General features: G+C 59.8%; 20 protein-coding genes. 7 read left to right on the top strand and 13 right to left on the bottom strand.

Annotation, left to right across the window (positions count from 1 at the left end):
- The first annotated feature begins 9 nt into the window (after window positions 1–9).
- Window positions 10–1431 carry a 3-mercaptopyruvate sulfurtransferase gene (sseA, locus tag O3W47_RS21930; RefSeq protein WP_137003330.1) on the top strand — a complete coding sequence of 474 codons (1422 nt, stop codon included), beginning with the start codon at window positions 10–12 and terminating at the stop codon, window positions 1429–1431.
- Window positions 1432–1722: 291 nt separating this feature from the next.
- On the opposite strand, the gene O3W47_RS21925 is transcribed toward sseA, so the two are convergent.
- Window positions 1723–2610: a DUF4344 domain-containing metallopeptidase gene (locus tag O3W47_RS21925; RefSeq protein ID WP_269314597.1), complete on the bottom strand. Its 888-nt coding sequence runs from the start codon at window positions 2608–2610 to the stop codon at window positions 1723–1725.
- Between the two features lie 164 nt (window positions 2611–2774).
- Here O3W47_RS21925 and O3W47_RS21920 point away from each other — a divergent pair, with 164 nt between their 5' ends.
- The 3 genes from O3W47_RS21920 (at window position 2775) to O3W47_RS21910 (ending at window position 5871) form a co-directional block, all read left to right on the top strand.
- Window positions 2775–3242: a DUF1203 domain-containing protein gene (locus O3W47_RS21920; RefSeq protein ID WP_269314596.1), complete on the top strand. Its 468-nt coding sequence runs from the start codon at window positions 2775–2777 to the stop codon at window positions 3240–3242.
- A gap of 97 nt (window positions 3243–3339) precedes the next feature.
- Window positions 3340–3675, top strand: a complete 336-nt coding sequence (locus tag O3W47_RS21915) for a PilZ domain-containing protein (RefSeq protein ID WP_003502271.1) — start codon at window positions 3340–3342, stop codon at window positions 3673–3675.
- A 207-nt stretch (window positions 3676–3882) separates the two neighbouring features.
- Window positions 3883–5871 (top strand): bifunctional 2',3'-cyclic-nucleotide 2'-phosphodiesterase/3'-nucleotidase, encoded by a 1989-nt coding sequence (locus O3W47_RS21910; protein ID WP_059752563.1) that lies wholly within the window; start codon window positions 3883–3885, stop codon window positions 5869–5871.
- Between the two features lie 174 nt (window positions 5872–6045).
- Here the strand turns inward: O3W47_RS21910 and O3W47_RS21905 are convergent, their stop codons facing one another.
- Both O3W47_RS21905 and O3W47_RS21900 read right to left on the bottom strand, forming a co-directional pair.
- Window positions 6046–6588: a DUF2087 domain-containing protein gene (locus O3W47_RS21905; RefSeq protein WP_269314595.1), complete on the bottom strand. Its 543-nt coding sequence runs from the start codon at window positions 6586–6588 to the stop codon at window positions 6046–6048.
- Between the two features lie 272 nt (window positions 6589–6860).
- Window positions 6861–7829, bottom strand: a complete 969-nt coding sequence (locus O3W47_RS21900) for a LysR family transcriptional regulator (RefSeq protein ID WP_080852258.1) — start codon at window positions 7827–7829, stop codon at window positions 6861–6863.
- A 149-nt stretch (window positions 7830–7978) separates the two neighbouring features.
- Here O3W47_RS21900 and O3W47_RS21895 point away from each other — a divergent pair, with 149 nt between their 5' ends.
- Window positions 7979–8596, top strand: a complete 618-nt coding sequence (locus O3W47_RS21895; protein WP_003521585.1) for an FMN-dependent NADH-azoreductase — start codon at window positions 7979–7981, stop codon at window positions 8594–8596.
- A gap of 43 nt (window positions 8597–8639) precedes the next feature.
- Here the strand turns inward: O3W47_RS21895 and O3W47_RS21890 are convergent, their stop codons facing one another.
- From O3W47_RS21890 to ilvA, 3 genes are all read right to left on the bottom strand, one after another.
- On the bottom strand, window positions 8640–9905 hold the full coding sequence (locus O3W47_RS21890; RefSeq protein WP_269314594.1) for a GGDEF domain-containing protein: 1266 nt from the start codon (window positions 9903–9905) through the stop codon (window positions 8640–8642).
- A gap of 117 nt (window positions 9906–10022) precedes the next feature.
- Window positions 10023–10334 (bottom strand): HlyU family transcriptional regulator, encoded by a 312-nt coding sequence (locus O3W47_RS21885; RefSeq protein ID WP_020811123.1) that lies wholly within the window; start codon window positions 10332–10334, stop codon window positions 10023–10025.
- A gap of 73 nt (window positions 10335–10407) precedes the next feature.
- Window positions 10408–11682 (bottom strand): threonine ammonia-lyase, encoded by a 1275-nt coding sequence (ilvA, locus tag O3W47_RS21880; RefSeq protein ID WP_065654028.1) that lies wholly within the window; start codon window positions 11680–11682, stop codon window positions 10408–10410.
- 80 nt (window positions 11683–11762) lie between these two features.
- Here ilvA and O3W47_RS21875 point away from each other — a divergent pair, with 80 nt between their 5' ends.
- Window positions 11763–13220, top strand: a complete 1458-nt coding sequence (locus tag O3W47_RS21875; RefSeq protein WP_065654029.1) for a TrkH family potassium uptake protein — start codon at window positions 11763–11765, stop codon at window positions 13218–13220.
- A 106-nt stretch (window positions 13221–13326) separates the two neighbouring features.
- Entirely contained in the window at window positions 13327–13581 is a 255-nt protein-coding gene (locus O3W47_RS21870) for a heavy-metal-associated domain-containing protein (RefSeq protein WP_127756169.1), read from the top strand.
- Window positions 13582–13974: 393 nt separating this feature from the next.
- On the opposite strand, the gene O3W47_RS21865 is transcribed toward O3W47_RS21870, so the two are convergent.
- The 7 genes from O3W47_RS21865 to O3W47_RS21835 form a co-directional block, all read right to left on the bottom strand.
- Window positions 13975–15468, bottom strand: coding sequence for an ABC transporter substrate-binding protein (locus O3W47_RS21865; protein ID WP_269314593.1), 1494 nt, complete (start codon window positions 15466–15468; stop codon window positions 13975–13977).
- Between the two features lie 230 nt (window positions 15469–15698).
- A complete protein-coding gene (locus O3W47_RS21860; protein ID WP_080817228.1) occupies window positions 15699–16709 on the bottom strand; it encodes an ABC transporter ATP-binding protein in 1011 nt (336 codons plus the stop codon).
- A gap of 12 nt (window positions 16710–16721) precedes the next feature.
- Window positions 16722–17819 carry an ABC transporter ATP-binding protein gene (locus tag O3W47_RS21855; RefSeq protein ID WP_269314592.1) on the bottom strand — a complete coding sequence of 366 codons (1098 nt, stop codon included), beginning with the start codon at window positions 17817–17819 and terminating at the stop codon, window positions 16722–16724.
- Window positions 17820–17958: 139 nt separating this feature from the next.
- Window positions 17959–18864 (bottom strand): ABC transporter permease, encoded by a 906-nt coding sequence (locus O3W47_RS21850; RefSeq protein WP_003520821.1) that lies wholly within the window; start codon window positions 18862–18864, stop codon window positions 17959–17961.
- Window positions 18854–19798 (bottom strand): ABC transporter permease, encoded by a 945-nt coding sequence (locus O3W47_RS21845; protein WP_269314591.1) that lies wholly within the window; start codon window positions 19796–19798, stop codon window positions 18854–18856. Before O3W47_RS21845 ends, O3W47_RS21850 begins: the two co-directional genes overlap by 11 nt.
- 72 nt (window positions 19799–19870) lie before the next feature.
- The gene (gene cueR, locus O3W47_RS21840) at window positions 19871–20359 is read right to left on the bottom strand and encodes a Cu(I)-responsive transcriptional regulator (RefSeq protein ID WP_065654034.1); all 489 of its coding nucleotides are present in this window, start codon (window positions 20357–20359) and stop codon (window positions 19871–19873) included.
- Between the two features lie 11 nt (window positions 20360–20370).
- Window positions 20371–21381 (bottom strand): 2Fe-2S iron-sulfur cluster-binding protein, encoded by a 1011-nt coding sequence (locus tag O3W47_RS21835; RefSeq protein ID WP_269314874.1) that lies wholly within the window; start codon window positions 21379–21381, stop codon window positions 20371–20373.
- Window positions 21382–21391 lie beyond the last annotated feature (10 nt).

The following is a 21391-nucleotide window of genomic DNA, read 5'->3' as shown; positions in this document are numbered from 1 at the left end:
AGAGACATCGTGAGCACGGATAAGAGCCGTTTCGTCGTTTCGGCGGACTGGGTGGAAAAACAGCTCGGCACGGCCGGGTTTCGTGTCGTTGATGCCTCCTGGTATCTGCCGGCGCACAAGCGCAACGGTGCGGAAGAATATGCGGCGGGTCACCTGCCCGGCGCCGTGTTCTTCGATCAGGACAAGATCGCCGATCATGCCACCGGCCTGCCGCATTCCCTGCCCTCGCCGGAATTCTTCGCGGAACAGGCAGGCGCGCTCGGCCTCAGCGACACCGATACGATCGTGGTTTACGATGGCCCCGGCTTCTTTTCCGCGCCGCGCGTGTGGTGGATGCTGCGGGTGATGGGTGTGCGCAAGGCCTATGTGCTAGATGGCGGCCTTGATGGCTGGAAACGCGAAGGCCGGCCGCTTGAAACCGGTACGCCGGAAATCGAGCCGGCAACCTTTACGCCTGATTTCAACGAAAAGCGCGTAACCTCGCTTGACGCCATGCGGGGCATTGTCGACAGCGGCGAAAAACAGATTGCCGATGCCCGTGGCGCCGGACGCTTTACCGGCGACGAGGCCGAGCCGCGTGCCGGCATGCGTTCCGGGCACATGCCGGGTGCGCGCAGCCTGCCTGCGACGGCCTTTTCCGAAAACGGCCATTTCAAGGACCTCACCGCCATCCGCAAGATGGTGACCGATGCCGGCATCGATCTTTCGAAGCCCGTCGTCACCAGTTGCGGCTCGGGCGTCACCGCCGCCGTTATTACGCTTGCGCTGGAATCGCTCGGTCACAAGGATAATTCGCTTTACGACGGCTCATGGTCGGAATGGGGCGGATTGCAGGATACGCCGGTGGTTACCGGTCCGGCGGATGCAATCCCCACACTGTCGCACGGACCGCTGAAGGCGCATGTTACGCAGCTCGAAATGACGGCTCCGCCGAAGGTCAGCCTGCCGATTCCCGTGAACATCCAGACAGCGCTGATGCGGGTCAACAATATTCCCCTGCATTTCTACCGCTATCTTTACTGGCGGGTGGGGAAACGCTGGCACTGGCAAAAGCGCATGCGCATGAGCGATGCCGAGCTTTCCGCCATCCTGCGCGATCCGAAAAACAGCGTCACGGTTCTTTATATGAACGGTGCGCCCGCCGGTTTCTTCGAACTGAACAAGGCGAGCGACGAGGTGACCGAGCTGTCCTATTTCGGGCTGCTGGAAGAGGCGATCGGTGCAGGCGTCGGCAAGTGGTTCCTGTTGCAGGCGCTTTACGCCGCCTGGCAGGACAATCCGCAACGGGTGACGGTGACCACCAACACGCTCGACCATCCGCGCGCGCTGCAGCTTTACCAGATGATGGGCTTTTCGCCCGTCGGCACCTATGAGGCCTGGGTGGAGCCGCTTGCCGATACCGAGCTTCTGGAGATATCGCTGCGCAACTGAGGGGCGCCGGTTCACTAGCCTCATTCCCGTGCTTGTTCACAGAAATGACGGCGGAAGGGGACGCAGCACTCACGCTTTGTCGATAGTCAGATGGGTAGCGCCCTCGCCGGCCACGGTTCCCGTGCAGAGATAACCAAGTGCAGGCAAACCCATCCCTTCGAAAAGTTGCTCTCTTCTCGCCCCGCGCCGTATCCGTCAGGCGAGATGGCGAAATTGCGAACGACAATCTTCGGCACGGCACTCTCCTCCCATATCGGCAAGCCAGATTACCAGCGTCCGGCAGTCCGGCCCTCAGATTTCCCGTTCCAGATTGACGGCGGCCGTGGGGATTTGCCCGCCGGCAGCGCCCTTGTCTTCCGTGACGGTGTTCAGCAGGTGATCGGCAATCAGTTCCGCCTGGAACTTGCCGAGTTCATAGCAATAGGTGATCTCGCGCTTTTCCGCCGACCAGTAGACGTCGGGACGGCCGCAGGATTTGGCCGTCAACTTGACGTCCCCCTTCAGGCCATAGCTGCTAAAACTGCGGCTGATGAGATCGAGAACCTTCGATTCCTTGATCATGATGGCGTAGGGCTCAAGCTCCGGGTCGCGCGGCGGCACGTAGCTGACGGAGAATCTGGAAGGCGTCTGGCTGCGGTGGGAGCTCAGAAAATTCTCCCAGGCCGAAGCGACTCCCGGATAGGCGGCGGCGCATTTGTCGAATTCGGCATTGTTGAGCCCCATCATGGCGGCCAGATCGCCATAACCGTCCTTGTCGCGGCCGACCATCAGGCAGGCCATGTTGCGATCGCGGCTCCTGTCGGGCACCAGCGCGGAGAAGACCGGGGCTTCATGCTCAGGCAAGGTCTCCGCCTCACGCGCCAGATACCAGCTGTCCGTGGCATTGACGAGCGCGGTGTCGAGCCATTCCTCGTTGGCCTGGAGGATGAGCGTGCCAGCCAGTTGATCGGCCGGGGCCTGCACACTTGCCGTCTCCGCCGCTCCGAAATCCGAGATCAGCATGCGCGCGCCCTCGTGATAAAGCGAGAAGATCGCGTTGCCGATGACGAAATTGACCGCCTGCTGAAGCTGTTCGTCGGACAGACCATCGAGACCGGAGGCGACCTGCGCCTCGGCCTCAAGCGGAGCCGTCAACGAAACGAAAGCCAGCGGAACGGCGGCCAGAAAACGACGGAACATAAAATCAGACCTTCCGGGAACGAGGAGCGTCACTGATTCCCGAAGCTAACGAGTCACGCAATGGGCTGGTTGCATCGCCTGTCAAGAATCGGGTGGATAGTGATCCGTTTCGGGACCATAGCTGCAAAGAAGCAACGCCGATCCCAACCCAGGAGGTCTCTACCATGAACGATCTCGTTTTCACTGCAATGCCGGCCAGGCAAGCCGAAGCCTACCGGGCGGGAGCCGCCGACGCCTATGGCAATCCGCCGGAAAAGGCCGTTTCTCCCGGCGACATGCCCTGTCGCCACTGCCTGCGTCAGATCGGCGAAGGCGAACGGATGCTGATCCTCGCCTACCGGCCCTTTCCCTCGCTGCAGCCCTATGCGGAAACGGGGCCGGTGTTTCTGCATGCCGACGCCTGTGAGCGCTACCCGCAGACGCAGGCCATTCCGCCGATGCTGGACAGTCCCGATTACATCGTGCGCGGTTATGGAGCCGATGACCGCATCGTCTACGGCACCGGCGCGGTAACGGCGACAGACGAGATCGTTTCGCGCGCGCGACACCTTCTGGAACGCGCGGATGTCGCTTATGTGCATGTGCGCTCCGCCCGCAATAATTGCTATCAGTGCCGTATCGACACAGCATAATCGGCAATTACATGCAATTTTAAGAGAAGAACTAAATGGCTCTCAAGTTTTCCGCGCCATGATGCAGGTATCGGAAACAATTGATTTGAGCAGCAAAATGACAAACAACCTCAATATGGCGACACGGACCGCGCCCCGCAGCAAGACCAGGATTTTTGCGACCGTGCATTATTTCAGCCAGTCGACCAGAGGGCGTGTGGTCGATCTTTCCGCCACCGGAATGGCGCTCGAGCTGGATGGGCCTTTCGCCGCCGCCAAGGGCAGCCGGGTCAAGGTGCAGAGTGAGGATCTCGGCTTCATCGAGGGCGTCGTGCAATGGCAGCACATGAACCGCCTCGGCCTGCAGCTCAAGCTTTCCACCAACACGCTGGCGCAGCTCTCCTCCTATTTCCGCTTCTTCCACGAGGAAGTGAAACCGACGCTGGCCCGCTGATCCTGAGCGCAGCAATGCACAGAACGTAGGATGCGCATTCTCCGGTGCGGCGACACCTGCGCCGCACTCCCGTGATAAAAAATTTATCAAACGGTTGAAAACCGGCCCATCTGTCACGGGCCTGTCATTTTGGTGATGGACTCCTCTGCGATTGCTTCTACCCTGTCAATTTTCAAGACAGAGCAAGCTTCATCCGAAGGAGTTCCCATGTCGTCGCTTCTCGCTCTCCATCCCATTACCCGGCGTTCGCTTCTGGGCGGCATCGCAGCCTCCTCGGCGCTGGTGATGCTGCACCCTTTTGCTGCGCGTGCGGCGGCCAACCAGGCGCATCTGCGCATCATGGAAACGACCGATATCCATGTTCACGTCTTTCCCTATGATTATTACGCCGACAAGCCGAACGACACGATGGGACTGGCGCGCACCGCCTCGATCATAGACACCATCCGCGCCGAAGCCGGAAACTCGATGCTGGTGGACAATGGCGACTTCCTGCAGGGCAATCCGCTCGGCGACTATATCGCCTATGAGCGCGGCATGAAGGCTGGCGACAAGCACCCCGTGATCAACGCCATGAACGTGCTGGGTTACGATTGCGGCACGCTCGGCAACCACGAATTCAATTACGGTCTCGACTATATGTCGAACACGCTGGCGGGTGCGGGTTTCCCATATGTTTGCGCCAACCTCACCAAGGGGCAGCTTGCTTCCGATCCGAAGAACGACGAGCTGTTCTTCAAGCCCTATGTCATTCTGGAAAAGCAGATCCGCGACGGCGGCGGCGTGACGAGCCCGGTCAAGGTCGGCATTATCGGCTTCGTGCCGCCGCAGATCATGATGTGGGATTCCAAGAACCTCGAGGGCAAGGCGCAGACGCGCGATATCGTCGAGGCGGCAAAAGCCTGGGTTCCGGTCATGAAGGAGGAAGGTGCGGATATCGTCATCGCCCTTTCCCATTCCGGTATCGACGGCAAGGGCCAGACCGAGCGCATGGAAAACGCCTCGCTTTATCTGGCGGGTGTCGAAGGCATCGACGCGATCTTCACCGGCCACCAGCATCTGGTTTTCCCCGGTCCGAAGACCTGGGACGGCATCGAGGGTGCGGATGCCGTCAAGGGCACGCTGATGGGCAAGCCGGCGGTCATGGCCGGTTTCTGGGGCTCGCATATGGGTCTCATCGACCTGCTGCTCGAAAAGGACGGCAAGAGCTGGAAGATCGTCGACTTCACCTCCGAAGCCCGGCCGATCTACCACCGCGACGAAAACCGCAAGGTCGTCGCCGATTTCACGGACAAGGCGGAAGTCCTCGCCGCCGCCAAGGCCGATCACGAGGCGGCCCTTGCCTATGTGCGCCGTCCCGTCGGCAAGACCTCCGCGCCGCTCTATTCCTATTTCGCGCTGGTGGCCGACGATCCTTCCGTGCAGATCGTCTCCAATGCCCAGACCTGGTACATCAAGGACATGCTGAAGGAAGGGCAATACAAGGATCTGCCCGTGCTTTCGGCGGCAGCCCCCTTCAAGTCCGGCGGTCGCGGCGGTGCGGATTATTATACCGATGTCCCCGCCGGTGACATCGCCATCAAGAATGTCGCCGATCTTTACCTCTACCCCAACACGGTGCAGGCGGTGCTGATCAACGGCGCGCAGGTGAAGAACTGGCTGGAAATGTCGGCCGGCATGTTCAACACGGTCGAGGCCGGCGCAAAGGATGCGCCGCTGCTGAATGCGGACTTCCCGTCCTATAATTTCGATGTCATCGACGGCGTGACCTATCAGATCGACATTTCCAAACCGGCGAAATTCGACAAGGATGGCAAGGCCGTCAACCCGGACAGCAACCGCATCGTCAACCTGCAATTTGAAGGCAAGCCGATCGATCCCGAGCAGAAATTCGTGGTGGCGACCAATAATTACCGGGCCAGCGGCGGCGGCAAATTCCCCGATATCGCCGGCGACAAGGTGATCTTCGTGGCCCCCGACACCAACCGCGATGTGATCGTGCGCTATATCATCGATCAGGGCACCATCAACCCGTCTGCGGATGCCAACTGGTCCTTCGCGCCGGTGGCCGATACCACGGCGATCTTCGAGACCGGCCCCAAGGGCCGCCACTATGCGGCCGATATCAAGGGCGCAAAGATCGAGGATGCCGGCGACGGTGCGGAAGGTTTCGCGAAGTTCCGTCTGGTTCTTTGAGGGCTGCGGCCTCCTTCGGCTGTTGGCGGCAGGGTGAAGCTCTGCCGTCATCCTTGGGCTTGTCCCAAGGATCTAACCACGTCAACAAAATCAATCCGTAGCAGATCCTCGGGACAAGCCCGAGGATGACGCCGAGTTTGATGGAAACTATCGGCAATACCGACGGCTATCCCCTCAATCGCGCCCACCGAGCGCTCGCAGCAGAAGCGGTAGTTCCAATGGCGGTTTCTGCTCGATGCGCCGATAATCGCTGCCATCGCGGTTACGGCGGATGAGCCTCAGGCCGACCATGTCGCGCCTCAGCATGGCCGCATCCCCGAACAGGTGCAGGCTATCCAGAAAGCTGCTGAATTCGCGCTCTGAAAAGCTCCGCCCGGCGGGAATTTTCGCCCATAGATACCAGAGGCACAGTTCCTGCTGCGAGCGGCGGGCCGGCCATTGCGTCAGGCGGCCGGCGGCATCGAAGACACGAACGGTCTTCAGCACCCGGCCCTCATTAGCTGCCGGCAGCATCTCTGGCCGGGAAGGTCCGCTGTCATCGGATGGCTCGCGTGAGGCTCGCAAATGCTGGAAATTTCGGAACCCGGCAGCCCGGCTCAGAAGATTGAGCATCTCCACATGGCTTGGCTTTCGGTCCAGCCTGCCGATCTGTTCGCGGACGGATTTGGCGAAAGTCGAGAGGTCGGCGATATCAATGGAAAGGATCGAACGTGGCATGACTTAACCTCAAGTGCCATTCCGAAAAGGTGTCGCTGATCGCCGGCTTCCGACATGGCACGGGATAAGTGCTGTCAAACTTTAAAAATGCAGGTTTAGCTTCCCTTGCGGGACGGCGATGCCTCGGTGAACTGCTGACCGTGATTTAGGTATAGGCAGGCGACCCGCCCACGTCAATTGGCCTTGCTGGCATAGCGCCGAGGTTGCCGCGCGTTTCTTCTCCCCGCCCGGGGAAAGGTGGCTCCGCTCGGTCCAGATATAATTAGACAATGTCACTCAGCGGCGACAGAAATGGTCCTCTGCTTGTGCGCCGCAAGCATCCCGTTGAAATCCTTATGGTTCGGACAGGCAGAGAGGCGTTGCTGAAATGCTTCGGCAAGCCATTGGCCGGCGGGGCCAGCGGGTGAATCGACCCGCCGCAGCGCAAAGAGCGGATATTCGCCCTGTTCATAGGCCTCGAGCTCAAGCGCCTTGAGGCTGCCATTGGTGATGTCGTTACGGACGATCGATGCGGGCAGACCGCCCCAACCCAGACCGCCCTTGATGAGCTGGTATTTCGTGGCGATGTCGCTGACCCGCCATGTCTTGTAGGAAAGGACATTAAAATCGCGGCCCTTGGTCAGGCCGGATGCATCGGTGACGACAAGCTGAACCTCCTCGCGCACATCGGCAAGGCCCAGCGGCCGCTCGATCTGCGCGAGCGGGTGATCCGACGCAACGACCGGCAACATGAAGGAATGGCCGACCTTTTCGACGACGAGTTCATCGTCCTGTCGCAGCATCGCCCCACCGATGCCAATACCTGCCTTGCGGGAGAGCACCATCTCCATGACCATGCCCAGCTCGCCGACATTGAGGCTGAGGGTGACGGTTGGGAATTGCTGGCGAAAATCCCTCAGCACGGCCACCATGGCCTCCGCCGGCACCATGGTGCTGATGGCGACCGAGAGTTCCGCCTCGAGCCCCTGCTTCAGCCCCTTGGCGCGGGCGCGCATCTCCTGCAGGCCGGCGACGATGCGCCTTGCATCCTCCAGCATGGCGCGGCCTTCATCCGTCAGCTTCGGCTGGCGCACGCCGCTGCGCTCGAACAGCGTCACTTCAAGCTGCGCCTCGAGATTGGCGATGGTGTAGCTGACCACCGACTGGGCACGATTGAGCGCCCGTGACGCGGCGGAAAAACTGCCGGTCTCGGCAACCGTCAAAAACACCTGCAATTGATCGAGGGTCGGGTTCGCGTCCATGTCCCATCCATTTCATCGATAGATTGCTTCCACATTATCACAGTTTTCTTGATGGCAGTAATTTTTCATATAGAGCGCAAAGGAAGGGCATCGTGCTCTCCCGCCCTCCCAAGGCGCCCGTCAATTCATCGCATATGCAAGGAAAGACCATGTCCAACATTCTTCTCATCACCTCCAGCCCGCGTGGCGACGAATCGGTTTCCAACAAGTTTGCCGGTGAACTCGCAAACAAGCTGAAGGCGAAGTCGGCTTCCAACACCCTTGTCCACCGCGATCTCGCAGCTGACCCGATCCCGCATCTCGACACCGTCAAGACCGCCGCCATCCGCAAGGCGCCCGACCAGCGCACCGCCGAAGAAGCGGTTGCCGCCGATTATTCCGACAAGCTGGTGACCGAGCTTCTGGCCGCCGATACCGTCGTCATCGGTACCGGCCTCATCAATTTTAACATTTATTCCGGCCTGAAGTCGTGGATCGACAATGTCGCCCGCGCCGGCCAGACCTTCAAATACACCGAAACCGGCCCGGTCGGCCTCGCCACCGGCAAGAAGGTCTACATCGTTCTGGCTGCCGCCGGCGTTTACTCCGAAGGCCCGGCGGTCTCGATGAACCATGCCGTTCCTTACCTGAAGACCGTTCTCGGCTTCATGGGCATGACCGATGTGGAAGTCATCTATGTCGAAGGCCTGGCATTCGGTCCGGAAGCCGTCGAAAAGGCTGTGGCTGCCGCTGAAGCCAAGGTTGCCGAGCTGGCGCAGGCCGCCTGAGGCACATCGAATGTCTGGGCGATGCCGGCCAGGGTTGCCGGTATCAGCCGACCCACATTCCGTAACGGCCGTGGACCTGGTCCCGGCCGTTATTTTTTGCCGCATAGAGCCGTGCGTCGGCCTCCGATAGGAGCGCACGGAAAAGCTGTCCATCCTCGAAAGCGGTGGCGACGCCGATACTGACGGTCAGCGGCGAACCGTCCGGCCGCTGCAGGTCCGCAAGGATCGCGGCCCGGAGACCATCCGAAAATGCCAGCGCCGTTTCATGCGTCATCGCCGGCAGGAGGGCCACGAATTCCTCGCCGCCGAAGCGGTAGAGATGTCCCAGCGGCTGCACGGCGCGCTTCAGGACGGCGGCGAATTCCCGCAAGATCTCATCGCCCTGCAGGTGTCCGAACGTATCGTTGACGGTCTTGAAATGATCGATATCGACGATCAGCACGCTGACCGGCCGCTTTTTCTCCAGGCATTCAACGACGACGGAGGGCGCATCGAGCTCCATGCGGGCGCGGTCCGATACGCCCGTCAACATATCGCGTCCGGAGCGGGACAGAAGCTCCTCGTAACGTTCCCTGAAGGTGAGATCGTTAAAGACATCGGCAACGCTGCGGCGTGTCAGAAAGCGGCCCTTGGCCGATGTCAGCCAGAGATAGGTGGCAAACAGCAGCGAATAGATGCCGACTGCCGCCATCTTCGCCTTCCAGCCGTCGTAAAAGACATCGAGAGGGGCGTTGAACAACAATCGCAGCGCCCCATAAAAACCCGCCTGATCGAAGCTCAGGATAACGACACCGCAGATCGCAAAGCGCAGTACGATATGGCGCTGCAGATAACGCCCCAGTTTTTCGTAAAACAGGATGATGGCGATGGCGTCTATATAAAGCAGGCTGGTTCCCCAGACCATCAACACGCCCATGTCATCCAGAAATGCGGTGCTGACCGACTGCCCGGGAACGATCGCCACCGTCTGATGGAAACGGATGATCTGCGCCATGATGACGGTCACTATATTGCCGAGAAACAGGCCGTAGATCGGCTGTCGAACGACCGCCGCGTCCTCCCGCATATAGAGCATGAGGATCATCATCAGCTTGCCGGCAAAAAGGATCGAGGAGCCGGGCGACGCCACACCGAAAGGCAGCTGCACGTAAAAGACGGCCGCCAGATAGGTCTCCAGAAAATGCATGACGCCCAGCGCGGTGAGAAAAACACCGATGCCGAGAATATGCCGGTAATGAAGGAATGCCGTCATTACCGAAAAATAGACGATGGCCTCCGTCAGAAAGAGGGCCAGATTTGCCCATTGCATCGGCACATGCCCTATCGATCCATATCGCGCGGGTTGATTGGCGCGACTCCATGCTCTCTAGAGACGATAGGCCGAAGCAAACAATGGAATCTTAATATCCGCGGCAAGAATGCGTCATCATTTTCCTGGGAAAAGCGATGCGCCGTTCTGGTCGATGATGAGCTTTGCCTTGCGGATCGTGAACTCAACCGCATCGTCCATGCTGGTGAAGACGTCGGCGCGCACGAATTCATGCACCAGCACTTCATCGCCGGCCTTTTTTTCGATGCGGCCCGCCAGGCGGAACTGGCCGCCTTCCTTGATCGGCGTCGCATAGATCAGATAGTCGCCATGTGCATGCGGCTCCGCCTGGGCCGTCTTCTGCGGCGCGTCGGAGGACGGCTGGCCGGAGCCGAAGGCCGAGAGGATTTTGGAAAAAAACGATGCCATGGCTTTCACTCCCTCAATCTATGTCAGTTTTGAAGGGCGGAGGTGATCCGCCCTTCCCTGCCTCTTCCCCCGATCAGATGATCAGGTTCGACAGGATGTCGTTTTCGGTGATGTCCTCATAACCGAGACCAGCGGCTTCGAAACGTTCCAGCAGGCCGGCGAAATTCTCCTTCGCGCTGGTTTCGATACCGATCAGGATCGAACCGAAATTGCGGGCCGATTTCTTCAGATATTCGAAACGGGCGATATCGTCATCCGGACCGAGCAGGTTGAGGAAATCGCGCAGCGCGCCGGGGCGCTGCGGCAGGCGCAGAATGAAGTATTTCTTCACGCCCGTATAACGCATGGCGCGTTCCTTCACATCCGGCAGGCGCTCGAAATCGAAATTGCCGCCGGAAACCACGGCGATGACCGTCTTGCCTTCCAGCCTCTCGCGGCCGAGCTTTTCCAGTGCGGTAATTGCCAGCGCGCCGGCCGGCTCCAGCACCACGCCTTCGAGATTCAGCATCTCGATGATCGTCACGCAGATGGCGTTTTCCGGGATGAGCATGACCTGCTCGGCCGGAAAATCCTTCAGGGCCTTGAAGTTCAGGTCGCCGATGCGGGCAACGGCGGCGCCGTCGACGAAATTATCGACCTTGTTCAGCGTCACCGGTTCGCCGCGTTCGAGGCTTTTCTTCAGGCTCGGCGCCCCTTCCGGCTCGCAGAACACGAAGTTCTCCTTGCGGACCGTGCCGGCCAGAAAGCCCGATAGACCGGCAGAAAGACCGCCGCCGCCAACGGGCATGACGACGATATCCGGCTTCGTGCCTTCCGGAAGCTGATCCATGATTTCCGCGGCGACCGTCGCCTGGCCTTCGATGATGTCCTCATGGTCGAAGGGCGGCACCATGTAGCCGTCATTGTCCTCAACATATTTGCGGGCGGCGGCATAACACTGGTCGAATATATCGCCCACCAGACGGATGCTGATGAATTCGCCGCCGAAGATGCGGGTCTTTTCGATCTTCTGCTGCGGTGTCGTCACCGGCATGAAAACAACGCCTTGAACACCGAAATGACGGCAGGCGAAAGCAAAGCCCTGCGCATGGTTTCCGGCCGAAGCGCAGACGAAAACCTTGCCTTTGCCGGCCTTGGCCACCGCCTTGCGCAGGAAGTTGAATGCGCCTCTAATCTTGTAGGAACGAACCGGGGACAGATCCTCACGCTTCAGCCAAATCGACGCGCCATATCGACGGCTGAGATGTTCATTCAACTGCAACGGCGTTTCCGGGAATATTTCCCGCACTTCTCGCCGCGCTGCTTCCACAAGCTGCTTGTCCACGATAGTCAATCCATTGAAATTCATAATGGCACCCGCTATGCCATAGGAAGACGTCCGAGACAAAGACTCATTTCAGCGCGGCAACAAACTCCGGGTTTCATTTCTTGAACAGCAACCTTCTGCGCTCGGTCATATATGTGGCGTCCATCTTCGGGCTTTACATGGCGACGGCCATGTTCCTGCCGGCGCTCACCGATCTTTATTACGGCAATGACGACTGGATGGTGTTTGCGCTGTCGGGTTTCATGTGCGGGGGCTTTGCGCTTGCCTGCGCGCTGGCGACGCGCGGTCCGATTGCGGCCTTCAACAAACGTTTCGGCTTTCTGCTCGTCAACCTGCTCTGGCTGGTGTTTTCCATTGTCGGCGCGGTTCCGCTTTACCTGTCCGAACTCAACCTGACGCTCGGCCAGGCGCTGTTCGAATCCGTTTCCGCGATTACGACGACGGGGTCTACAGCCATTGCCGGTCTCGACAACGCGCCGCAGGGCATCCTTCTGTGGCGTTCGCTGCTGTGCTGGCTTGGCGGTATCGGTATCGTGGCGCTGGGCCTCTTCATCCTGCCGCTGCTGCGTGTCGGCGGCATGACCTTCTTCCGCATGGAATCTTCCGACACCGGCAACGACCGGCCTTTTGCGCGGCTCGCGAGCTTCACCCGGGCTTTTGTGGCCATTTACATCATCATGACGCTTGCCTGTACGATCGCTTACGATTTTGCCGGCATGTCGCATTTCGATGCGCTGAACCATGCCATGTCGACGGTCGCGACCGGCGGTTTTTCCACCCATGACGCGTCGTTCGCCTATTTCAACAATACGGCGCTGCTGTGGATCGCCACCATCTTTCTGATCTTCGGCAGCCTGCCCTTCTCGGTCATGATCCTGCTGGCCGTACGCCGGCGGCTGGAGACGCTGCGCGACCCGCAGATCGCCGTTTTCCTCGGTTATCTCTGTGCGATCTCGATTGCGGTTGGAGTCTACCATCATTTCAGGAACGGTGTGCCGCTGGATGACGCGCTCAGCCATTCCTTCTTCAATATGACCTCGATCCTTTCGACCGGCGGCTTTGCCAGCGACGATTATACGCTCTGGGGGCCTTTCGTCGTCGTCGTCGCCTTTTTCGCCACCTTCATGGGCGGCTGTTCCGGCTCGACGGCGGGCGGTATCAAGGCCTATCGTTTTCTCATCATGTTCAACGTGGTGCGCGCCGGGCTGAAGAAGCTGATCTATCCGAACGCGGTCTATTCGGTGCGTTACGGCCAGCAGGTGGTCGATCCCGATACCATCCGGACGATCTTCCTGTTCGTCAGCTGCTTCATCGCGCTGTGGATCGCCGGCAGCCTCGCCATGAGCCTGATGGGTTACGATTTCCTGACTGCCACCTCGGCCGTTGCGACCTCGCTCGCCAATGTCGGACCCGGCATCGGCCCGATCATCGGCCCGGCGGGCAATTTCTCCACCATCAGCGATCCCGCGCTTTATCTCCTCTCTGTCCTGATGCTGCTCGGACGTCTGGAAATCCTGACGGTTCTGGTGCTGCTGATGCCGATCTTCTGGCGCAGCTGATGTCGCGGCATACTTGTTGAGCGCCGGCGAATAAAGCGCTTGACCTTCCCACGTTGGAATAGTCCAGGCTCCTCCTGTTAGAATTCCAAACCATGGAGAACCGCCTATGTGCACCGCTCACCAGCATCACGCCGAAACCACCACGGTACCGGTTGATGCAGACCTTTCTTTTCACGTTGAAGACATGACCTGCGGTCACTGCGCCGGAGTGATCAAGGGCGCGATCGAAAAGACCGTTCCCGGCGCTGCCGTGCATGCCGATCCGGCAAGCCGCACGGTCGTGGTTGGCGGCGTCTCCGATGCGGCACGTATTGCTGAAATCATCACCGCTGCGGGCTATACGCCGGAAGCGCGCGCCTGATCCGAAGAGATACCGGCGGCGCTTCATCCCTGCAGCCGCCGGATCGCCCCATCTGCCCCGCTTCACGCTACATTATGTGACGGGTTTTGGACGGCATCCGTCCCTCTTTCCTCCCCGATGGCGAACGCCCTATCCCTTTCAATCAGGGATGACGGAGGAGATTTTTCCAGTTTAATGAAGCGAATCATCCACCTGCCGTCACACCGGCCTCGTGAACCTGTCTGACCCCTTCCGGTGGGTCTAGGCACGATATTTATTGTATTCGTGATGCTCCCCTCCACCGTCATTCGGGCCTTGGGCCGGAATGACGAAGGAGAGGTTCAAGGGCCTCATCACAAAAAAGACCCGGCTCTCGCGAGCCGGGTCCCTCTCAATCAGCACCATCGCACCAACTTACTTTGTCGCCAGATCCTTGGTCATGACAAAATAGTTCAGCGGATGCGGCTTGTAATTTTCGAGCTTGGCCGAATAGGCATCGAACACGGTTTCGTGGATGAGGAAGACGGAGACGGCTTCGTCATAGATCTTCTTCGCTGCTTCGCCGTAAATGGCGTAACGCTTGACGGGTTCATTGGCCGAATAGGCGGATTTGATCAGCTTGTCCGTCTCCGCATTGCAATAATGCGAGATGTTGTAGCTGCCGCCGCAGGTGTAGTCGGCATTCAGGAAACCGGCCGGTTCGGCGACATCGGTGGCGTAACCGCGAGACAGCAGCGCCATGTCGAAGTTGCCGGCCAGCATGTCGGGCTCGATGGCGCTGTAATCGGCAACGCGGACATCGGCCTTGATGCCGATTTCCTGCAACTGCGCCTGGATGATCGCCGCGACGTCCTTGAGTTCGGTCTTTGCGGTGTAGGCAAGGAGCGTCACCTTAAGGCTGCCGGGTGCAACGCCGGCCTCTTTCAGAAGATCCTTGGCTTTTTCCACGTCATAGGCGGGTTTGGTTTCCTTTGCAGCCCACGGTTCGCCGGCCGCAAAAGGCATGGTCGCGCCCTTGACCACGCCTTCATAGATACTCTCGGCGATACCACCCGTATCGATAGCGGCCTGGATCGCCTGGCGCACCTTGATATTGTTAAAAGGCGGCTTTGAATTGTTCAGCAGCAACTCGGTGATACGCGGCGATGGGATTGGCGCGACCTTGACGCCATCGGTGGATTCGATGGTCTTGACCGTCCATGGCGGCACGAGCCGCGAAACCTGCGCTTCCCCGGTTCGGACCTGGGTGGCGCGTGTGTCGGCATCGGGCACGAAATTGACACGGCCGCCGGAAAGTTTCGGCATGCCGCCCCAATAGTCGTGATTGGCCGTCAGAACCATATGCTGGCTGGGATCGACCTCGGTGATCTTGAAAGGTCCGGTGCAGGTTCCGATGGGATCGACCTTGCCGTCCTTATAGGCGGATGGAGCGAGGATGGAGGTGGCGGGGCTTGCCATCTGCGCCGGCAGCAGCACGGAGGGTTCGATCGTCGTGATCTTCACCACGTCATCGCCGCCAGCTTCGACGGCGGCAATCAGCTTTGGAGAGAAGGCACGGGCGGGCACGGGTGCTTTTAAGAGATTACTGAGTGCATTGACCGCGGCCTTGGCATCGAGCGGTTCGCCGTTCTGGAACTTGACGCCCTTGCGCAGCTTGAATTCCCACACCTTGGGATCAGACTGCTTCCAGGACTCGGCGAGGCTTGGCTCCAGCTTCATGTCATAACCGACACGCACCAGGCTTTCGAAACAACCCGCACGCGAGCCGAGATAGGCATCGTCGGAAGCCATCTGCCAGCCGGTCTTCACACCGAAATTATCGTCATAGGTAATCGTGGCGGCCTCTGCCGCATGCGTTCCAAACGAAACCACAATGGCGTATGACGCCAAAAGTGCGTGCTTCATCATAGAATATTCCCCTTTTATTTTTGGTGACAACGCTCACAATTCGTATATTTTCACGAAATTTCGCTCAATCATTACAAAGGCAATAAGAATACCCTATGGATATCTCTCGATAATCCATTCGAATATTATTTATTTTACGTTTTGTACTCGGAATTTTATTCCGATATTAATCCGCAAACACACAATTCATCTGTTTTTACGGCAACAGAAAACTGTAACTGCGTTGTCCGTCAGCCCCATTCCCGCCAGCGATGGCAGCGCGCGAAATGCTCGCCGGACACGCCTTCCAGAGCGGGTTCCACCTCGCCGCATATCCCGGTCGCATATTTGCAGCGGGTGTGGAATTTGCAGCCGTTGGGAGGATTGAGAGGGCTCGGCAGATCGCCGTCCAGAAGCATCTCCGGTGCATATAACCCCGTCTCGTCCAGCATCGACGATGCTATGAGAGCCTTGGTATAGGGATGCTTCGGCGCCCGGAAAAGCTCCTCCCGGTCGGCGATTTCAACGACACGTCCGAGATACATCACCGCGATGCGATCGCAGAGATAACGCACCACGCGCAGATCGTGGGAAATCATCAGAACCGTCAAACCGTGACGGCGCTTCATGTCCATCAGAAGGTTCAGTATCTGCGTGCGCATCGAGGCGTCGAGCGCCGATGTCGGCTCGTCGCAGACAAGGAAGCTCGGATTGAGAAGCAGCGCGCGGCCGATGACGACGCGCTGCAACTGGCCGCCGGAACACTGGCTCGGATACCGATCGTAAAACGAGCCGTCGAGGCCGACCTCTTCCAGCATCCGGAAAACCCGGGCCGTGCGCTCCTCGCGCGTGCCGATGCCATGCTGGGCAAGCGGCGCCTCCATGCTCTGGCCGATACGCATGCGCGGATCGAGTGCGGAATAAGGGTCCTGAAACACCAGTTGCACGACCCGGCGCATACGCCGGAGCGCCTCGCCCTGCATGTGCAGCATATCGTTCTGCCCGATGCTGACCTCGCCTTTCGTTGCGTGGGTCAGCCGCGTAATCAGCCCGGCAACCGTGCTTTTGCCGCATCCGGATTCACCGACGAGACCGAGCACTTCCCCCTCGCCGATCGTCAGGGAAACATCGTCGACGGATTTCACCACACGGTGACCGAAGCCCGATATGGGATAATATTTGCAGAGATTCTTCGCGACCACAAAGGGCCGCTTGACGTTTTCCGCCGATGGCGGGGTCTGTGTCGTCGCTGTCGCTAGCATCGTCGCCCTCCCTCAGCAGACCGTGTGGCTGGCATGATCGTGACCGGTGTGATCGTGCCCGGTATAATCGTGGTTGGCATGGTCGTGGCCAACCGCCCAGCACCGCGCCTTGCGCCCTTCGGGCAAGGCATTCAGATCCGGTTCCGAGGCCATGCAGCGGCCGCTCATGCCTGCCGAATTGGCAAGAGCGCAGCGCGGATGAAACCTGCAGCCGCAGGACATGTCATGGGCCTGCGCACTGGAGCCGGGGATCGTCAGCAACTGTCCCTCGCTGTCGGTGGTCAAAAGCGAACAGCTGATGAGCGCCTTGGTATAGGGGTGCTGCGGCGCCTTGAGGATCGCCTGGGTCGGCCCTTCCTCGACGATGCGGCCGGCATACATGACCGCGATCCGGTCGGCGAAGGCGGCGACGACCGAGAGGTCGTGGGTGATGAGCAGCGTGGCAAGCCGGCGCTTGCGGCGTTCGTCGTCGAGCAGGCGCAGGATTTGTGCCTGAACGGTGACATCAAGCGCCGTCGTCGGTTCGTCGGCGATCAGCAGCTGCGGATTGCCGGAGAGTGCGGCCGCAATCATCACACGTTGCGCCATGCCGCCGGAAAGCTCATGCGCGAAGCACTGCGCCCGCGCCGACGGATCGGGAATGCCGACATCCGACAGAAGGCCGACGACCCGGTTAAGTGCGGCGTGCCGGCTCATTTTACGGTGAATCCAGAGCGGCTCCGCCACCTGCGTCCTCACGCGGCTGGTCGGGTCGAGCATGGCCTGCGGCTGCTGGAACAGCATGCTGATATCGGCGCCGCGCAGCGCATCGAGTTCGGAAGATGAAAGAGCGAGAATGTCGCGCCCGGCAAAGGAAATGCGGCCGGAATTGATTTCAGCACCCTGCGGCAAAAGCCGCATCAGCGACAGCGCCGTCATGCTCTTGCCCGACCCGGATTCGCCGACGAGAGCGACGACTTCTCCGGCGTTGACGGAAAGCGTCAGGCCCGAAATAACAAACTTGCGGCCATTTTGCGCCGGCACGGAAACGTGCAGGTCCTCTATCTCCAGAAGCGGTGCGCATTCAGGGGACATGGCCGTTTTGGCAAGCGTTTGTCCTTCGATATTCATAAGAGTTCCCCTTATTTTTATTGAATCGGAGGCATTGCGTATTCTTCATGCGGCTTCAGACGATATTACTCTCCTTCCGGTTCCGTTGCGTCATCTATGTTTGACAATCGTCAAATCGACCATTGCCCGTTTCCAGGCGTCAATGACCGTTGGTTTTCTTCGTTTCCAGGTTCAGGCCATGGCCGATCCACGTCACGCTCAGCGCCGCCAGGAAAATCGCCAGACCCGGTGCGATGACGAGAACGGGCATCCGCTCCGCGTAGGCCTGCGCATCGGCCAGCATCAGCGCCCAGTCGGCGGCCGGCGGCTGTACGCCGAGGCCCAGAAACGACAATCCGCCCACCGTGATCAGCTTGTGGCCAAAGCGCAGGAACGCCACGGCCGCAATGGGCCAGATCGTGTTGGGAATGATATGCCGGAAGATGATGAAGCGCCGTGTGCAACCGAGCACCTCTGCCGCGCGGATATATTCGCGGGAATTGATCGAGAGCGTCAGTCCCCGCGCCAGCCGCGCAAAAGGTGTCCAGCCAACGATGGTCAGCGACGCGATCAGCGTGCCATATCCCGGACCGAAAATGGCGACGAGGAAAATCGCGATCACCACGTCCGGTATGGCGATGAGCAGGTCCACGATGCGCATCAGCACTTCGTCGAGAATGCCACGGCTGCGGCCGCTGATGATGCCGATGAAGGTTCCGATCACCACCGACAGAATGACGGTGATGGCGGCAATCGTGACCGTGAAGCGGCCGCCGATCAACAGCCGGCTCAAGACATCGCGCCCGAGATGGTCCGTCCCCAGCCAATAGGCGGCGCTCGGCGCATTGAGCCTGAGCCGAAGGCTCTGCTTTGCCGGATCATAGGGCGAAATCCACGGCGCGATCACCAGCAGCAGGATGATGACGAGAAAAATCGCCGATCCCGCATAGAAGGTCCAGTGCCGGCGGCGGATGAAATCCGTGAACCGGGCGAGGTTCGAAGGGCGCTTGGGCGTGGTCATCGGCATGGCGGCGGCAGGCGCGCTCGGGAAGTGGCTAATGGTCATGGTGACCTCGCATTGCTGGATTGATCAGGACATAAAAGCTGTCGGCCAGGGTATTGATCAGGATGGAGAGCGCCACGATGCAGATGAAACCGCCCTGCAGCATCGGAATGTCGCGATTGACCACGGCGTCGTAGAGAAGCCGGCCCATGCCGGGAATGGCGAAGATCACTTCCACGACCACCGATCCGCCAAGCAGGCCGGCAAGCCACAGGGCGAAGAAGGTGACCACCGGCAGCGAGCCGTTGCGGATGCCGTGGCGCATGACCGTGCCATGCATGCCGAGACCGCGGCTGCGGGCCGCCGTGATATAGGGCGCGCGCAGAACTTCGGCCATTGCCGCACGCGTCACCTGGGTGAAATAGGCAAGCGGCCGCAGCGTCAGGGTCAGCGCAGGAAGCACCAGCGAACGCCAGCTATCCCATCCGGCCGAGGGCAGCCAGCCGAGATAGAGCGCGAAGACCAGCGCCGACATCGGCGCAAACCAGTATTCGGGCGTTGCAACGAAGGTCTGGATCATCAGCGTCGCGAAATTGTCCAGCCGACCGCCGGGACGCATCGCCGCCAGAGTGCCGAGCGGCAGGGCGACAGCCACCGCGACCGCCAGCGCCGTCAGCGCCAGCGTCACCGACACCCAGAGCGACCGCAAAAGCTCGGCGGCGACCGGCTGGCTGCTGGTGAAGGAAAATCCGAGATCGCCCCGCAGCGCGCCCGACAACCAGGCGAAATATTGCACATAGAGCGGGCGGTCCAGTCCGAGGCTGACCCTGAGCGCCTCGACCGCATGCGGATCGAGCGCCGTATCTCGCATGCGCGACATGAGAATGGTGCGGGCCGGATCGCCGCCCGCCATATAGGGCAAAAGAAACGCGATGACGGACACGATCGCCAGCATCAGGCACAGAATAAGGAAGCGCTGTATTATCTGTATCCACATGGCTTGGTCTCCTTCACCACAATTGGCGTCTGCACTGCAATCCACGCCCGTTTCCCAAAGGAAAACGGCCGCTTATTTCACCGGGCGCTGTAGATCCATCACCGGACCGGAGGTGCCCTTCAGCATTCCGGTGCGCTTGGGCACGATGGCCACGGTCGTAAAATCGATATCTTCGGCATGGGCGAGATCATGGATGATCGGGCAATCCGGCTCACCATTGTCAGGGCAATAGTTTGCGAGATTCCGCAGCGTGTCGGCCATCTCGCGAAGCGTATGCATCTTCGCTTCCAGATCGACGACATGTTCCATGACGATGCGTTTGACATCGCAGGAGGCGCCGCCCGGATCGCGCCAGAGCGTCATGAGCTGCCTGATCTTTTCGATGGAAAAACCGAGATCGCGTCCGCGCCGGATGAAACGCAGCGTTTCCAGATCATTGGCCGTATAGACCCTGTATCCGGACTCCGTGCGGTTTGCCGATTTGATCAGACCGATTGTCTCGTAATGCCTGATCATCTTCGCAGAAACACCGGATGCGGTGGCGGCTGTGCCAATATTCATCGATCCTGCTCCTATCTTTCCGGGGTGAAAAACACGTCTGCATGAATGTCGGCGGTGCGCATGCCGCGCGCCAGAAGCTGCGGCACCGTCGCCTCGATCATGGCCGGCGGGCCTGCAATATAGGCTTTCCAGCCATCGAGATCGTCGAAATCATCCGCCACGGCCGCACCGACATAACCGCACCGGATATTGGCATGTTCCTCATGCGAGAGAACCGGAACGAAACTCAGATTGCCATGCCGCGCGGCAAGATCGCCGAAGCGGTCGAGCATATAGAGATCACGCTCGGCGCGCGCGCCGAAATAGACATGAACCGGTCGTTCGCGGCCCGTTGCGAGCGCCGCCTCTACAACGGCCTTGACGGGAGCGAGCCCCGAACCGCCGGCAATGCCGAGGATCGGCCCGCAATGTTTTTCCCGCAGGAACGAAGAGCCGAAAGGCCCGACTATCGTGACGGGGTCACCCGCGCTTGCGAGCGAAAAGATGCGGCCGCTCGTCAAGCCGCCGGGAACATGCCGGATGTGGAATTCAATCAGTTCCTCATCCACCCTGCTGGCAATGGAATAATCGCGCGGCGAGCAATCGGGATAAAGCAGGCGCACATATTGTCCGGGTTTGAACGTAAACTGCCCGCGATCGTCAAGCCGGATGCGGATGAGCTTGATATCGTGCGTCACATCCAGCGCTTCCGCAACCACGCCCTCAAAGCGGCCGGTCGGAATATCGGCGATCTCATCCGCCCCGTCGAGCCAGCTAATCGTCATGTCGCTCAACGGCACGGCCCGGCAGGCGAGCGTCAGGCCATCGGCTTTCTCCTCTTCGGTCAGGGAGAAGGGCGTATGCTTGAGGAGATCGATTTCGCCGGAAATGAGATGCGACTTGCAGGCGCCGCAGCGGCCCATGCGACAACCATGCGGATAAGGAACCCCTGCCGCCAATGCGGCCTGAAGCACGGTCTCACCCTGCGCCGCCATGATGCTGCGTCCGATCTGCGGCAGATAGATTGTGTTGCCGGGCGTCATCATATCCGCC

Origin of the sequence: Agrobacterium sp. LMR679 (assembly GCF_027157905.1) — a bacterium.
In the GTDB taxonomy this organism is placed as follows: Bacteria; Pseudomonadota; Alphaproteobacteria; order Rhizobiales; family Rhizobiaceae; genus Agrobacterium; species Agrobacterium leguminum.
This window is presented reverse-complemented; position numbering and strand designations above follow the sequence as displayed.